Source organism: Advenella kashmirensis WT001 (genome assembly GCF_000219915.2).
Lineage (GTDB): Bacteria > Pseudomonadota > Gammaproteobacteria > Burkholderiales > Burkholderiaceae_B > Advenella > Advenella kashmirensis.
Genome location: NC_017964.1, coordinates 3,763,165 through 3,776,692 on the forward strand (window position 1 = coordinate 3,763,165; position 13,528 = coordinate 3,776,692).

Below are 13,528 nucleotides of genomic sequence, written 5' to 3' on the forward strand. Positions count from 1 at the left end.
TGGATCAGGAAATATGGTCAGATATACTACCCTTACTCGACAGCGGAGGCGTATTGGATCAGGTTATGCCGAAGGCTATCCAGAGTACCTGATCAGTGGCGCCGCCTATACAGATCATCAGGACAATAAAACACAATGCATGGTAAAGGTACAAGTGGGAACGCTTGAAAAAACACTAAAAGTCACCGGAGACAGATTCTGGATCAACAATTCCCCTACCGCAGCAAAAACGTTCACTGGCATGCCCCTCGATTGGAGCCATGCATTCGGAGGGCAGCAGTTTGCCGATAATCCTGAAGGAAAAGGCATAGATGAGCAAATCATCAACGGCATCAAAACAGTTCCCCTGCCGAACATTGAAGATCCATTGCATCCAATCCAAAGAAAATCTGATCGCCCGCCCCCTGCTTCCTTTGGACCGATCGGCTTGACTCATCCACAAAGGATAAATAAGCAAGGCACCTACAGCGAGGCTTGGCATAAATATGATTTCCCCGGCTTTCTTCCTGACATGGATCCAACGATATTCAACATGGCGGCTCATGACCAACAGTGGACACATCTAGAGCAGTTACCACTCGGTGATGCGTTTCGAATCTGGAACATGAATACAGACACGCCGTGCTGGGAAGACTCCATCGCAAATCTACAGGCTAGAGTTACGGTACTGGCCCGAAATGAAAAAAATCAGCAATATATCAGAGATGTTGAAAACATGCAGGCATCGACGCTTTGGCTTCTACCGGATACCAAGTCTTATATCATGATGTTTCATGGTTCCATGGACATTTTGGACTCTGAAGCGGATGATGTTGAAATGGCCATGGCTGCCATTGAAACCACAGACGAGCCAAGAAGCGCAGATTATTATGAACAGGTGCTCAGATGGAGGATTGACCCTAAAGAGGCAATGTATCATCTGGACAAAGACGAAGAGCTGATCCCTGCGTCCTTGATGCGCTCACTTGAGCATACGGACCCTGTAGTCGATAAAAATAGATTGGGCCGTCGACTGGATATGTATATGCAGCAGCAACATGCTCAGACCAAGGCCTGGTTCGACCAAAATGGCCTTGACTATCAGACTCTCATCCCAGAGTTTGTGGGACCTCCGGAAAACCCAATGGACATAGATGACAATCCTGATCGTTGGGAAAAAATCGCCGAGGACGCGAAGTTGCAGACTATTGCGCTAATGCAGGAAAGAGAAGAACCTGAAATGGATCGCTATATTGCAGAACTGCAAAATATGGAAAATGTCGATCTGAAAACGTGGAAAGTAGCTCGCTCGGGGCCGCCTGATCTGGATTTTGTTGACCAAATAGAGCATTCAAGCAATATGTGGTGGCCTGACACGCAAACGACTTCTACCAAGAAGAATGAGTCCGAAGAGATCAAAGAGTCTCTCAGAAAATCATATCTCTATTCAGCACACTATCAGCAAACCGTCGCGCCGCTGAAACCTCAAAAAAGCTTGGCGTTGCGCGCAGAGATCATAAGACGTTATCAGCAAAATGAACCCTTAGCATGTCTTGATTTTACAGGGGCCGATTTAAGTCATCTTGATTTACAAGGCGCTGATTTCTCCGGGTCCTTTTTAGAAAGTGCTAATTTTGAGAATGCAAACATTACGGATGCAAATTTTAGCGAGGCTGTCCTGGTGCGATCCAGATTCAATCGTGTGACAATGAAATCTGTAAATTTCACACGCGCCAATCTTGCCGAATCCGTCATAACCCACTCCAAATTGGAAGACTGTAATTTCGACAGCACTGAACTAATGAAAATATCCATTTCCAACTCTAGTGTGACGCGTTCAAAATTCGTGAACATTCTTAGTGATTATCTTGATTCTGCTGATTCAACATATAGGGAATGTCGCTTTGAAACATGTATGTCCTCTCATTTCTCGCTAAAAAATGTTTTATTCAACCTATGTCAGATTGAAAAATGGGCTTTTTTAGACTGCCAGTTGGAAAATACTATTTTCGAGTCCTCGACGCTAAAGGACGCTTCAATTACCACAAGCAGCATGAAGAGCTGTGAATTTCTCAAAAGCCACCTGGACAACCTCTTGATAGAAGATGATACACAGCTCATCAAGTGTAAATTTGTGGGCAGCCGTTTGAAAGAATGTACTTTCATAAATATGACGATTACAGAAAATACGTTTACCTATAGTGATATATCCGAATCAGATTTTTCAAAATCCCGAGTAACCTATAGTAACTTTGATCATGCAATCGCACGAGACGCCATATTTCACAAAACAGACTTAACCGGAAGCTCGTTCAAAAATGCAAACTTGATCGAAGCCTCTCTGGAAAAAGCCAATTTATCAGGAGTTGATTTTGAAGGGGCGACCTTGTTTCGCACCAATGTTTCTAAGGTACACATTGATAATGACACTAAACTAAGCGGCGCATATAAGGATCAACTGGAGTTGTATCCTGTTTATAGAGAAAACGAACAACACCTATTCAGGTTATTCGCAAATGAATGAGGACATATTTCAGCGGTATATCAAAGAGAGTTCTCCATGTTCTGATGAAGTTTTTGCGGGTTTGAAAATAGACGGCATGGACCTGTCCGGTATGACATTTGACAAGGTGGATTTCTCGAGCTGTCACTTTATCAATTGCGATCTGAGAGAGGTGACATTTTCAAATTGCAATTTTACAGGCGCCGAATTTACTTCGAGCGATCTGAGTGACAGTTCATTCCTGACGTCCACGCTCTCAGGAACACTAGTCTCATCATGTACCCTCATAGACAGTATATTCAATGAATCCAACATGACACAGGCAAAGTTAGAGAACTGCAAAATCGAAGACACTGTCTTCCAAAAGGTAATTTTTTGCAATGGACTTCTGAGCAAGAGTGAAGCCGTCAGATGTGTTTTTCATGAAGCAGATCTCTCTGGGTGTTCATTCATCGGAGCAGACCTCGACAAGATTATTTTTTATGAAATAGATCTAAGACAGACAAACCTGGAGAGTGAATTGTTTAATCAGGTTATGTTGATTGATTGCGATATGCGGGAGATGGACTTCTCAAACAAACGACTTGTTGCTTGTCAGTTTTCAGAAGGCCGACTCCAAGGAGCCAACTTTACCGGTGCAAACGTTAAGGGCTCGGTGTTTGCCCAATGCGTGCTGTCCGACGCACAAATGAACGGCCTATATGCAGAAGAGACCGTATTTACCCAGGCGACGCTGACCAACGCGTCCTGTCAGGCGCTCAGCTGAATAAGACGGTCTGGTCTGACGCGATACTTACCAATACTGATTTCAGTCGATCCAACTTGGAATATTCCATATTTGAACGCTCTCGCTGTGAAGGCACCGTATTCACAAGTTGCAATTTGGCGTATGCCAATTTTGATTACGCCATTATAGAAAATGCTAACTTTCAAGACGCCAATCGAACTCATATTCGAGCGCACGGAGCTACCGGTCGTGCAACAGGCTTTCCAGGAAATACAGATGATGTTGCGCTAAGGCGCGCCGAGTTACACAGTGTAAGACACAAGAACCCGTATTTTTAAAGGATAATTTATGTATAACATTACATCACTCGGTGGTGGATTTATTGGTTTTCCAGACTTCTGCAAGACACCGCCCACCATGCTACCTATTCCATACCCGAATTTTGGCACCCATCTGCTGGCACCCAACCCATGCTTCCGAATCCTATTTTGCTGCGCTCCGGTGCACAATAAAGGTACGAAAAAAGCCATTTCTTTTGGTGATCAACCAGGCGTTGCTGGTGGCATCGCATCACAAATCTTTATGAGTAAAACGGGACATTTGGCCAATTACTCAAACACCTATAAACTTAAAAACAAGCCATCAGTCCGTCTGTCTGGAATTGAGAAAAGTAACAGAAGGAATGTCATTGTTTTTGACGCGATTCCCAGCATTCAATTTAAGAATTTGTGTCTAGCCGCTTAATTTTTTTGCTGGTTTAAATGATCGAAGAGAATGATAACTTCGCTGGTGTTGGGGATATATCGGATAGGCACCACATCCATTGCTGATATATCCTTATAGGTTTCAATCGTAATAGCATCCACGATTTCAATTTTTTCACTTTGAAAATCAGCTTTTACCGTGAAGGTATAGTATTGCATTACTTCATCTCCGGCCCCAAGTGGTTCGATGGTCAGCACTTTTGCCCTCCCATCAACACCGTACTGCATTATGCGCTCTGTTTGGCGATTCTGTTCTCTTGACATTCGTATGCATAGTACGCCACACGGAATGAGTGATAATTGCAACCAGGGAAGATAATCAAAATATTCGTAGGACAGAGGCTTGAAGTAGATATAGGCTGCCAACACTAATGTTGCAATTTGTGCGAGCAGCGCAATACAAACAGCAATGAGCATAGATACAGAAGAAAATGGATTACCCTGCATGAGTGTTGATCTCAAAATTAATGAATCGGCTCTTTACCGGTAAAGCCACGTTTAGTATACCGATCGCCCAGATTCTGTTCAATGAATAACAACCATGCGTTGAATCTGACACTATCATGATAATTTAGCGTGTGATCGCTATCCCACCATCGTCCCCGGCGTTTCAAACCGCAGCAGCCTCCCACCACCCTTGCCGACCAATTCCCACGCATCCACATCAAAATCCATCACAGTCAGCGATGCCGGCGGAAACCCCATTTCCAGTCGCTCCAGGGCATCCTCATCGCCCTCGCCCGACAAATATTGTGTCGTCAGGTACAGTCCGGGATTATGTCCAATCACCAGCACCACGCGCGGCCCTGGCTCAATATTACGTATGACATGAACAATATTGTCTACCGATGATTCATAGATGCGCTCTTCTGTTATTTTCTTTACCGGCGTATCAAAGGCAGCCGACAGATGGGTCCAGGTTTGTTGCGTGCGCGTGGCGCTCGACACGATGGTCAGCTCTGGCTTGAGCTGCTGCGCCACCAGATACTGTCCGACAAGTTCGGCTTCACGGTATCCGCGTTCTGCAAGGGGGCGCTGCAGGTCAGCAACACCAGGAATTGAGTTGGATTTCGCGTGACGAAGCAACATGAGTCTGAGCATAAACGACCTTTGTATGGCTGGTGCCCAGGCTGGCACACTTTTTCCTGTTCAGTGAAGAATCTATCATATGATACCGCCGTGCGCAGCGGTATGACAAAATCTCTGCAGGATCGTTGCGTTAATCAGCCGGCGGAACCGGCCATCTCGGCCTCTGCATCTTCGGTCGCCAGCAAATAACCCTGCCCCCGAAGATTTCTGATAAGAAGCGTGGAGCTTGGTGCGCTGGCCCCCAGCTTCCGACGCAAGCTACTGATATGCGTATCTATGCTGCGGTCATAAGACGAAGGAATGCGTCCCAGTGCGAACGCACCAATACTATGCCGCTGAACCACGCGACCGACAGAACGCATCAACACTTCAAGAATACGCTGTTCCGCGCCGGTCAGGACAACGGCACTGCCATGCAGCGTGGTCGCCCCGGTGGCCGGATTCAGCGAAAGCGGGCCCGCAACAAGCACCCCGCCGACATTTGCATCGGCAGCCCCGAACAAGACGGGTTCATCAAACCGTGAGCCACGATACGAAATGCTACGGTAAGATGCAGCGCGATATGAACCGCTATGCTGGAAGTGGCGCAATGGTGGCGGTGATGGCGGCGGTACCTCATCGATTCCGTGTCGCCTTAACAGGGCATGCATGCGCGCCTTCAATTCGGCCATGCACAGTGGTTTGGCCAGGCAATCATCAGCACCCGATTCCAGGCCGGTTACGCAGTCGGTATCCGGGCCGGTCAGCAAAATCAGAGGGTTATTAGATTGCCGGCGATATCCCTTGAGCCACTCCAGACTGGAAACGTCCTGCATATCTGCATCCAGCACGGCTAGATGATGCCGCCGCCGCATTAATCGGTCGGCCTGGTAGCCCGAGTGCGCCAACAGAACGCAATACCCCTGGGATTCCAGATATTCACAAAGCATTTTGGATAACGCCACATCGTTTTCAATCAAGAGAACGCGTAGCGCATTCGGCTTTTCAGTGCGCATGTTTGGTGTAAAGCGCTTCATCACATATGCCGTGCCCGACGGGCAAAGTGTATGTCAAGAAGTGCAAAGATATCAAAAGTTATGGAAAGAACATTGCTGAACAACAGCTGACAATATCTAATAGCTAATAATTCTCATTTAGAACTTCATATAGAGAATACGTCTCATTCTATCATTGCCAGAGAGGAAATTTTCTGATGTTGCCCGTTACCCCGGTATCAAAGCGAGAACCGGCTCGAAAGACCCCTGCCCGCCAGATCGCTGCAGTATGCGCACTCAGTCTTGGCGCTACCCTGCTTCAAGTCGCCTACGCTCAGGCAGCGAGCGACGAAACCGGCGTTGCGTCACTGAACCCCATTGTGGTCACCGCCAGTGGTTTTGAACAGGACATCATTGATGCCCCGGCCTCTATCAGCGTGATTCCCCGGGAAAAACTGGAAAAAGGCGCCTATCGCGATCTGACCGATGCACTGCGAGACGTGCCGGGTGTGATCATGACGCCCTCGGACAACAACACATCTGACATAACCCTGCGCGGCATGAGCGCCAACTATACCTTGCTTCTGGTCGATGGCAAACGCATGAGCACTCGCGAAACCCAGACCAACGGCAGCACCGGCACTGACCAAAGCTGGGTGCCGCCGCTGGAGGCCATCGAGCGGATCGAAGTGGTACGCGGCCCCATGTCTTCGCTTTATGGCTCAGACGCCATGGGCGGTGTGGTGAATGTAATTACGCGCAAGATTCCGAAAAAATGGGGTGGTTCCGTACGGCTGGACTCCACCCTGCAGCAACATTCAGCCTCTGGCAACAATTTCCAGGGTAATTTCTATATTGCCGGCCCCATTAAAGAGGACCTGCTCGGTTTCAGTCTTTATGGCATCTACTCGCATCGCAGCGAGGATGACATCGTCGAGGGCTATAACCGCCATATCAATCGCGGCGTTACCGCCAAATTGGCCCTGACACCCAATCGCGATCACGATATGGTGCTTGAAGCGGGCGCGTCCAGGCAGGATTATCTTTCAACGCCAGGCAAAACCCTGGCGCCGACCGAAGAGGAAAGCCGTCGCCGATTCAACCGCAAGCATTTTTCCCTAACCCATGACGGTCGCTGGTCTTTTGGCACCTCGAATACCTATATTCAGCGCGAAGAAACCGAGAATCTGGCCCGCGAAATGACAATTCGCAACACAACGGCCAGCACCAAATGGAGCATGCCGCTGTTCGAGCGTCATATTGCCACGGTTGGTGCCTTCTATAGTCTGGAAGATCTCAAAGACACGACCACCAACAAAATGTCCGATCGGTCTACCGTAGACCGCTGGCAATACGCCTTTTTTGTCGAAGATGAATGGCAGATTACCGACTCGTTTGCCCTGACTGGCGGGCTGCGTATGGATAACGAGAAAACCTCCGGCATCCACTGGAGCCCCAGGCTGTATGGCGTTTGGCATCTGAACGACAACTGGACGATCAAGGGCGGCGTTTCTACCGGTTTTCGTGCCCCATCTCTGCGGCAAACCCTGCCAGACTGGGGCGCTACCAGCCGCGGCGGCAATATGTATGGCAATCCCGACCTGAAGCCGGAAAAAACACTGACCAAAGAGATTGGACTAATTTATAACGATGATAGCGGCCTGATGGCAGGCATCACCCTGTTCGACAACGAGTTCACCGACAAGATCACCCGGGTGCCTTGCCCGGAATGCGGACCGGTAAATGCCCAGGGACGCTCGGCTACCACTTATGTGAACGTGGACGACGCCATCACCCGTGGGGTGGAGGCAACCTTGACGGCACCGCTGAGCGAGAAGTTGTCATTGACTTCCAGTTACACCTATACCTATTCCAAGCAGAAAAGCGGCCAGTACGCCGGTAACCCTCTGAACCAAATGCCTGAGCATATGTTCAATTTGGGACTGGACTGGAAACCGACAGACAAGCTCAATGGCTGGATGAAAGTGACTTACCGTGGCAAGGAAAGCGATCCGACCCAGGGCATCTCGGCCAGTACCACCATGGCGCCGTCTGCGACTTACGTTGACCTGGGTGGCTCTTATGATGTCAATAAAAACGTCACCGTGTATGCAGGCATCTACAACATTTTCGACAAGCAGGTCCGCTATGACGAATATGGTTACGTGGAAGATGGCCGTCGCTACTGGCTTGGCATGAACGTCAAATTCTGATTGAAATAACAACCGCAGCGCTGCCGTTGCGGTTCATCATAACAAAGGCATCACAAATGAAAACTACACGACAAACAAAAAAACTGGCTAGCCATGGTGCAAACAACCTTGGCCATTGGTGTGATATCACTGGCGGGCCAGGCCATGGCCCAAACTGACCAGGTAACAGTGCAACACGCAAAAGGACAGGCCACGGTCAAAACTCAGCCGGCAAAAACGGTCGTGTTCGATCTGCCCACGCTGGACATCATGCAGGTATTGGGTGTGCAGGCTGCTGGCGTACCCAAAGCCCGCTTTCCGGATTCACTGTCTGCATATAACGCTGATAGCATGCCCAAAGTAGGCACGCTGTTTGAGCCCGATCACAACGCCGTCAAAGAAGTATCGCCTGAACTCATCATCGTGGGCGGTCGCTCTCGCGCCAAATTCGATGATATGGCCAAACTTGCTCCAACACTCGATTTGAGCGTGGATACGCAGGCGCCCCTCAAGAGCATCGAACGCAATACACAGACGCTGGCTGCCATTTACAATAAAGAACCCGAAGCTCAGGCAGCCTTGAAAAAACTCAATGATGCTGTTGCAGGCCTGCAAGCCAAGGCGGCTACAGCGGGTAATGCCATGCTTATTCTTGCGGTTGGCGAAAAAACAAGCACCTTTGGTCCTGGCTCGCGCTTTGGCATGATCTATGACGTTTTCGGTTTTGTTCCCAACGACGCAGTGAAGAACCTCTCGGCAAAAGATCGCCACCCGGTCAAACTGGATGACATTGCCAAAGCCAATCCGGACTGGTTGTTCGTGATTGATCGCAATGCGGCCACCGGCAAGCAGGGCAAGCCAACTCGCCAATTGCTGGAAAACTCCGTTATTGGTGACACCGCAGCCGCCAAAAACAACCGTATCGTCTATCTGGACCCATACAACTGGTACATCATGGGTAGCGCCGGCCTGACATCCATGCAACAGAATATTGATCAGATTGCTGCAGCATTGAATGCAAAATAATTTATAGAATAAGCAATATTCGAATCGTGATACCCATTCGGGAAGACGAAGCGCTGGACTGTCTTCCCGAATTTTTTACCATTATTACAAAACAGCGCTGCGGCCTGTACAGTTAAAGCGGTAGATACCCGCTGCGCGGCAAAGCCTTCTGCGCAGCGCCTCCAGTTCATCTCGTGCGGGCAGGCACCCCTCAAGTGCTTGGAGCAGTCACTGTTGCTCACCATCTGCTTTGACAAAATCAATGAACGCGCGTAGCGGTGCGGGCACCAGACGTCGGCCCGGATAGTACAAAAACGGTCCCGAAAAGCTTACCCACCACGACTTGAGTACCGGGACCAGCGCGCCACTTTGCAGATGTGGTCGCAGCCAATCTTCGAAAAGAAAAATAATTCCACTACCGGCAATCGCGGCATCCACAGCCAGATCCGTGCCGCCGCCTGCCTGTACGATAAGTGGCCCGCTAGGATCTACCCGCAATTTTTCCCCCTCTCTTTCAAATTCCCATGGTGGCATTGAACCGCTGGAAAACCGCATGCGCAAACAGGCATGGTTCAGCAAATCACGAGGATGCTTCGGTCGACCGCAGCGCTCAAGATAAGCGGGCGCGGCGGCGGCAGCGAAACGCTGAGTTCGCGGGCCGATTGGCACCGCAATCATATCCTGCTCCAGACGCTCCTCGTAGCGAATGCCCGCATCGCATCCGGCTGCGATCACATCGACAAAGCTTTCCTCTGAGAATATTTCCAGTTGAATATCCGGATAAGCCGCCAGAAACCCCGGTACGATATCAGCCAATACCAGCCGCGAAGCGCTTACCGGCACATTGAGTCGAAGCGTACCGGCGGGTCGCTCCCGAAATACATTAACGACATCGAGCGCCGCCTCCATTTCCGCCAGGACCGGGCCAAGTCGGGCCAGCAGGCTCTGCCCTGCCTCGGTTGGCACCACACTGCGCGTCGTTCGATTCAGCAACCTGACTCCGAGCTGCGCCTCCAGGCGACGCACCGCTTCGCTGTAAGCAGAGGCGCTGCTGCCACTCTTGCGTGCGCCACTGCGAAACCCTTTGGCCCGTGCCACCGCAACAAATGCATTCAAATCTCCAGGATCAACTTTCATCACGCCTCCGCATTGTGCGAAAATCCGCACATGCTGTATGGATTGCACCCGATTATCATAACAATATTAAAAGCTTAATATGTGGCGTATCAGCTTCGATTATGCTAACTGTCATCAAAGGAACCACCATGACTTTTCCTGAACAATCAAATACATACCCAATGGGCAGTCTCAGGGTAAACCGGCTTGGCTATGGCGCCATGCAATTGGCCGGACCCGGGGTATTCGGCCCACTCAAGGATCACCAGGCAGCCATCGCTGTGTTGCAACACGCCGTGGCAAGCGGCGTCAATCATATAGACACCAGTGATTTCTATGGCCCACATATCACCAATCAGCTTATTCGCGAAGCACTGTCGCCCTATCACGACGATCTGGTTATTGTGACGAAAATCGGCGCCGTCCGTGGCAACGATGCCTCATGGAATCCGGCCATATCGCGCGAAGCCCTTACGCAGGCCGTTCATGACAATTTGCGCAATCTCGGCCTGGATATGCTGGATGTAGTCAACTTTCGCTGCATGATCTCACCTCATGGCCCGGCCGAAGGGTCCATCGAAGCGCCATTGACGGCCCTGGCCGAACTGCAGCAACAGGGCCTGGTACGCCACATCGGGCTGAGCAACGTGACGCCAACCCAGATCGCCGAAGGGCGCAGAATATGCGATATCGTGTGCGTGCAGAATCACTACAATTTGGCGCATCGCGAAGATGACGCGCTCATTGACGATCTGGCTCGGGCCAATATTGCCTACGTCCCCTATTTCCCACTGGGCGGCTTCACTCCATTGCAGTCTGCAACGCTTTCTGAGGTAGCCGCGCGTCTGAACGCAACTCCCATGCAGGTGGCGCTTGCCTGGTTGCTGCAGCGCTCGCCCAATATCCTGCTTATTCCTGGCACCTCATCTATCGCACATTTGCAGGAGAATCTCACCGCGAGCGAGCTTGTGCTACCGGCGGAGGCGATCAGAGAACTGGACAAAATGACGGGCGACTGACAATTGTCAGTCGAGATATTAGTGCTTTTCAAAGATACCCATATTGGGTATAATCATGCCCAATATGGGTATTTCAACACCATCTTCTCAACCGTCAGTCAGTCTGGCGAATGCATTGTTTTCCAGCACCAAGCAACAGGTGCTGCGAATCCTGTTTGGCCAGCCAGACCGTAGCTTTTATGCCAATGAAATCATCGGTCTAGCCAGCAGCGGCTCCGGTGCCGTACAGCGCGAATTGGCCACGCTGGCTGACAGCGGGCTGGTCACTGCAACACGCAGAGGTAATCAGAAACACTATCAGGCAAACCAGCACTCACCCATTTTTGGCGAGCTGCGCGCCATCGTACAAAAAACCATCGGGGTGGCCGAACCCATTCGCAACGCACTCGCGCCGCTGGCGCCGCACATTACAACAGCGTTTATTTATGGTTCAATAGCCAAGAGAACGGACACGGCGACCAGCGATGTCGATCTCATGCTGCTTTCCGACTCTATCAGCTATGGTGAGACCTACGCCGCGCTTGAAGAGGCCAGCCACGCAATCGGCCGCCCCGTCAATCCAACGATTCTGACACAGGCTGAATTTGCAAAAAGAATTGCCACAAAGGAGTCCTTTCTAACCCGCGTCCTGGGTCAGCCAAAAACCTGGATTATCGGAGACGATGATGCCCTCCCCGTTTGATAAACCTACCGGTCCGGCAAGGTACTCAAGACTGAACCGGCAGATCGTCGGGAATTCGAAGGCCTTAAACGTTCGGGCCATGCACGGCTGCGCGACGCCCAAAATACATCCTTGTCGATAGAAAGCCGCTTTGACCTGGCCTACAACGCCGCACATTCCCTGTGCCTGGCAGCTTTACGCTGGCATGGCTACAGACCGGAATCGCTATATCGTATTCCAGCTACTGCCGCACACATTGGGGTTGGGGCCTGAAGTCTGGCGGATACTGGACAAGTGTCATGGCATTCGTAATCTGGGTGAATATGAAGGGGATTTGAACATAGACGACCGGATTGTCACCGATCTCATTGCGTCAGCTCACGCGGTAGCAGAAAAAGTGGACGGGCTGGCAGCGATAGAATAGCGAAAGTGCGCGCGAATCAGTTCAGGATTATCAGTCATTCACAGTCGCTCAAACAGAGACGTAACCTGCTGACTTCTCATCCAACACCTCCGACACAATTTTCAAAAACCGCGTTGTGACCGCAGACTCGGCACGCGACTTCACCGTTACCAAGTTCAATTGGCTGGTCAACTTTGGCTGCAGCAACTCGATGAACTTTACGTTACGGCCGATAAAGATTTTTTCAAACATTTTGGGCGCAAAGCCAATGCCGATGCCGCGCTCAATCATCATCAACATGGGCAAAGTTTCGTTCCCGGAATAAACGATCCTTGGGTTAAAACCCGCCATGCTACAGGCTTCCAGAATATGTTCGCGTATGCCATTGCTGTCCGTGCTGGCGTGCAAGAGGAAATTCTCCTGCGCCAGATCCGATAGCTTCACATCTTGCCTGCTTGCCAAGGGATGATCTTGTGAGACCGTGAGCATCAGCGGCTCCGTCATCAGGGTACGCATCACTAGATCTTCCGACTGAAATCGGGTCCTGATGATTCCGACATCCAGCTCGTTGCCGCGCAGGCAATTCAGAATATAAGCGCTTGCTCCTTCCCGAACATTCACCGTGATATTGAGCCCTTCGTGTTGAATGCGCTCCATCACAAGAGGCAGGATAAAAAGGCTTGCCGCCGTGGAGCAGCCGATGGATACGTTTCCTTCTGTACCGGCGGCATTATTTTTTACATCGTGCCGCAATGTCTTGAAAGAGGCCAGAATATCTTTGGCCTGATATAAAAAAGCCTGCCCGGCTCACTCAATACCAGGCGGTTCTTCTGCCGATTAAACAGCGCGACATCCATAGACTGCTCAAGCTTCTGAATCAATATGCTCAGCGGCGGTTGAGTCATATTCATAAGCCTGGCGGCCTTCGACAAGTTGCCGGTTTCCACCACCGTCACAAAGCAGCGCAATTGATGCTCGTCCATGATTATCATATTTAAAATAAATGGATATTAGATAAATTATATATTAGACATATCTAAATGGTGAATTTAAACTACAAATTCCAGTTTATTAAATAATTCGTTCCACAAACGGA

15 protein-coding genes are annotated in these 13,528 nt (G+C 50.1%); 9 read left to right on the forward strand and 6 right to left on the reverse strand.

Features of this window, described 5'->3' with window-relative positions:
• Window positions 1–13: 13 nt before the first annotated feature.
• The 4 genes from TKWG_RS17665 to TKWG_RS21930 are packed head-to-tail and all read left to right on the forward strand — an operon-like array spanning window position 14 to window position 3,953.
• Window positions 14–2,503, forward strand: coding sequence for a DUF2169 family type VI secretion system accessory protein (locus TKWG_RS17665; RefSeq protein WP_014752145.1), 2,490 nt, complete (start codon window positions 14–16; stop codon window positions 2,501–2,503).
• On the forward strand, window positions 2,496–3,248 hold the full coding sequence (locus TKWG_RS17670) for a pentapeptide repeat-containing protein (protein ID WP_014752146.1): 753 nt from the start codon (window positions 2,496–2,498) through the stop codon (window positions 3,246–3,248). Before TKWG_RS17665 ends, TKWG_RS17670 begins: the two co-directional genes overlap by 8 nt.
• Window positions 3,149–3,547 (forward strand): pentapeptide repeat-containing protein, encoded by a 399-nt coding sequence (locus TKWG_RS27340; protein ID WP_081489408.1) that lies wholly within the window; start codon window positions 3,149–3,151, stop codon window positions 3,545–3,547. The genes TKWG_RS17670 and TKWG_RS27340 overlap by 100 nt, the downstream gene beginning before the upstream one ends.
• 10 nt (window positions 3,548–3,557) lie before the next feature.
• Window positions 3,558–3,953 carry a DUF4150 domain-containing protein gene (locus TKWG_RS21930; protein ID WP_014752147.1) on the forward strand — a complete coding sequence of 132 codons (396 nt, stop codon included), beginning with the start codon at window positions 3,558–3,560 and terminating at the stop codon, window positions 3,951–3,953.
• Here the strand turns inward: TKWG_RS21930 and TKWG_RS17680 are convergent.
• The 3 genes from TKWG_RS17680 to TKWG_RS23725 form a co-directional block, all read right to left on the reverse strand.
• Complete coding sequence (locus tag TKWG_RS17680; RefSeq protein WP_148274579.1) at window positions 3,950–4,420, reverse strand: hypothetical protein; 471 nt, start codon at window positions 4,418–4,420, stop codon at window positions 3,950–3,952. The two genes, TKWG_RS21930 and TKWG_RS17680, sit on opposite strands and share 4 nt — an antisense overlap.
• Window positions 4,421–4,558: 138 nt before the next feature.
• On the reverse strand, window positions 4,559–5,074 hold the full coding sequence (locus tag TKWG_RS17685; RefSeq protein ID WP_041710429.1) for a SixA phosphatase family protein: 516 nt from the start codon (window positions 5,072–5,074) through the stop codon (window positions 4,559–4,561).
• A gap of 122 nt (window positions 5,075–5,196) precedes the next feature.
• Window positions 5,197–6,078, reverse strand: a complete 882-nt coding sequence (locus tag TKWG_RS23725) for a response regulator transcription factor (RefSeq protein ID WP_014752150.1) — start codon at window positions 6,076–6,078, stop codon at window positions 5,197–5,199.
• A gap of 176 nt (window positions 6,079–6,254) precedes the next feature.
• Here TKWG_RS23725 and TKWG_RS17700 point away from each other — a divergent pair, with 176 nt between their 5' ends.
• A complete protein-coding gene (locus TKWG_RS17700; protein ID WP_014752151.1) occupies window positions 6,255–8,249 on the forward strand; it encodes a ligand-gated channel protein in 1,995 nt (664 codons plus the stop codon).
• A gap of 93 nt (window positions 8,250–8,342) precedes the next feature.
• Window positions 8,343–9,254 carry a siderophore ABC transporter substrate-binding protein gene (locus tag TKWG_RS17705; protein ID WP_014752152.1) on the forward strand — a complete coding sequence of 304 codons (912 nt, stop codon included), beginning with the start codon at window positions 8,343–8,345 and terminating at the stop codon, window positions 9,252–9,254.
• Between the two features lie 207 nt (window positions 9,255–9,461).
• Here the strand turns inward: TKWG_RS17705 and TKWG_RS17710 are convergent, their stop codons facing one another.
• A complete protein-coding gene (locus TKWG_RS17710; RefSeq protein WP_014752153.1) occupies window positions 9,462–10,370 on the reverse strand; it encodes a LysR family transcriptional regulator in 909 nt (302 codons plus the stop codon).
• A gap of 128 nt (window positions 10,371–10,498) precedes the next feature.
• On the opposite strand from TKWG_RS17710, the gene TKWG_RS17715 reads away from it, so the two are divergent.
• The 3 genes from TKWG_RS17715 (at window position 10,499) to TKWG_RS23095 (ending at window position 12,453) form a co-directional block, all read left to right on the forward strand.
• Window positions 10,499–11,368, forward strand: coding sequence for an aldo/keto reductase family oxidoreductase (locus TKWG_RS17715; RefSeq protein ID WP_014752154.1), 870 nt, complete (start codon window positions 10,499–10,501; stop codon window positions 11,366–11,368).
• Window positions 11,369–11,411: 43 nt separating this feature from the next.
• Complete coding sequence (locus tag TKWG_RS17720; protein ID WP_238534237.1) at window positions 11,412–12,050, forward strand: transcriptional regulator; 639 nt, start codon at window positions 11,412–11,414, stop codon at window positions 12,048–12,050.
• 130 nt (window positions 12,051–12,180) lie between these two features.
• A complete protein-coding gene (locus TKWG_RS23095) occupies window positions 12,181–12,453 on the forward strand; it encodes a hypothetical protein (RefSeq protein ID WP_238534238.1) in 273 nt (90 codons plus the stop codon).
• Window positions 12,454–12,501: 48 nt separating this feature from the next.
• Here TKWG_RS23095 and TKWG_RS17730 read toward each other — a convergent pair whose 3' ends face one another.
• Both TKWG_RS17730 and TKWG_RS21940 read right to left on the reverse strand, forming a co-directional pair.
• Window positions 12,502–13,185, reverse strand: a complete 684-nt coding sequence (locus tag TKWG_RS17730; protein WP_050981665.1) for a LysR family transcriptional regulator substrate-binding protein — start codon at window positions 13,183–13,185, stop codon at window positions 12,502–12,504.
• Window positions 13,170–13,415, reverse strand: coding sequence for a LysR family transcriptional regulator (locus TKWG_RS21940; protein WP_050981666.1), 246 nt, complete (start codon window positions 13,413–13,415; stop codon window positions 13,170–13,172). The genes TKWG_RS17730 and TKWG_RS21940 overlap by 16 nt, the downstream gene beginning before the upstream one ends.
• Between the last annotated feature and the right edge of the window lie 113 nt (window positions 13,416–13,528).

What these genes read in the sequence shown, in the direction of transcription:
- TKWG_RS17665 (WP_014752145.1), top strand. Translation starts at nt 14, where the DNA reads ATGGTCAGATATACTACCCTTACTCGACAGCGGAGGCGTATTGGATCA.
- TKWG_RS17670 (WP_014752146.1), top strand. Translation starts at nt 2,496, where the DNA reads ATGAATGAGGACATATTTCAGCGGTATATCAAAGAGAGTTCTCCATGT.
- TKWG_RS27340 (WP_081489408.1), top strand. Translation starts at nt 3,149, where the DNA reads ATGCGTGCTGTCCGACGCACAAATGAACGGCCTATATGCAGAAGAGAC.
- TKWG_RS21930 (WP_014752147.1), top strand. Translation starts at nt 3,558, where the DNA reads ATGTATAACATTACATCACTCGGTGGTGGATTTATTGGTTTTCCAGAC.
- TKWG_RS17680 (WP_148274579.1), bottom strand. Translation starts at nt 4,420, where the DNA reads ATGCAGGGTAATCCATTTTCTTCTGTATCTATGCTCATTGCTGTTTGT.
- TKWG_RS17685 (WP_041710429.1), bottom strand. Translation starts at nt 5,074, where the DNA reads ATGCTCAGACTCATGTTGCTTCGTCACGCGAAATCCAACTCAATTCCT.
- TKWG_RS23725 (WP_014752150.1), bottom strand. Translation starts at nt 6,078, where the DNA reads ATGAAGCGCTTTACACCAAACATGCGCACTGAAAAGCCGAATGCGCTA.
- TKWG_RS17700 (WP_014752151.1), top strand. Translation starts at nt 6,255, where the DNA reads ATGTTGCCCGTTACCCCGGTATCAAAGCGAGAACCGGCTCGAAAGACC.
- TKWG_RS17705 (WP_014752152.1), top strand. Translation starts at nt 8,343, where the DNA reads ATGGTGCAAACAACCTTGGCCATTGGTGTGATATCACTGGCGGGCCAG.
- TKWG_RS17710 (WP_014752153.1), bottom strand. Translation starts at nt 10,370, where the DNA reads ATGAAAGTTGATCCTGGAGATTTGAATGCATTTGTTGCGGTGGCACGG.
- TKWG_RS17715 (WP_014752154.1), top strand. Translation starts at nt 10,499, where the DNA reads ATGACTTTTCCTGAACAATCAAATACATACCCAATGGGCAGTCTCAGG.
- TKWG_RS21940 (WP_050981666.1), bottom strand. Translation starts at nt 13,415, where the DNA reads ATGGACGAGCATCAATTGCGCTGCTTTGTGACGGTGGTGGAAACCGGC.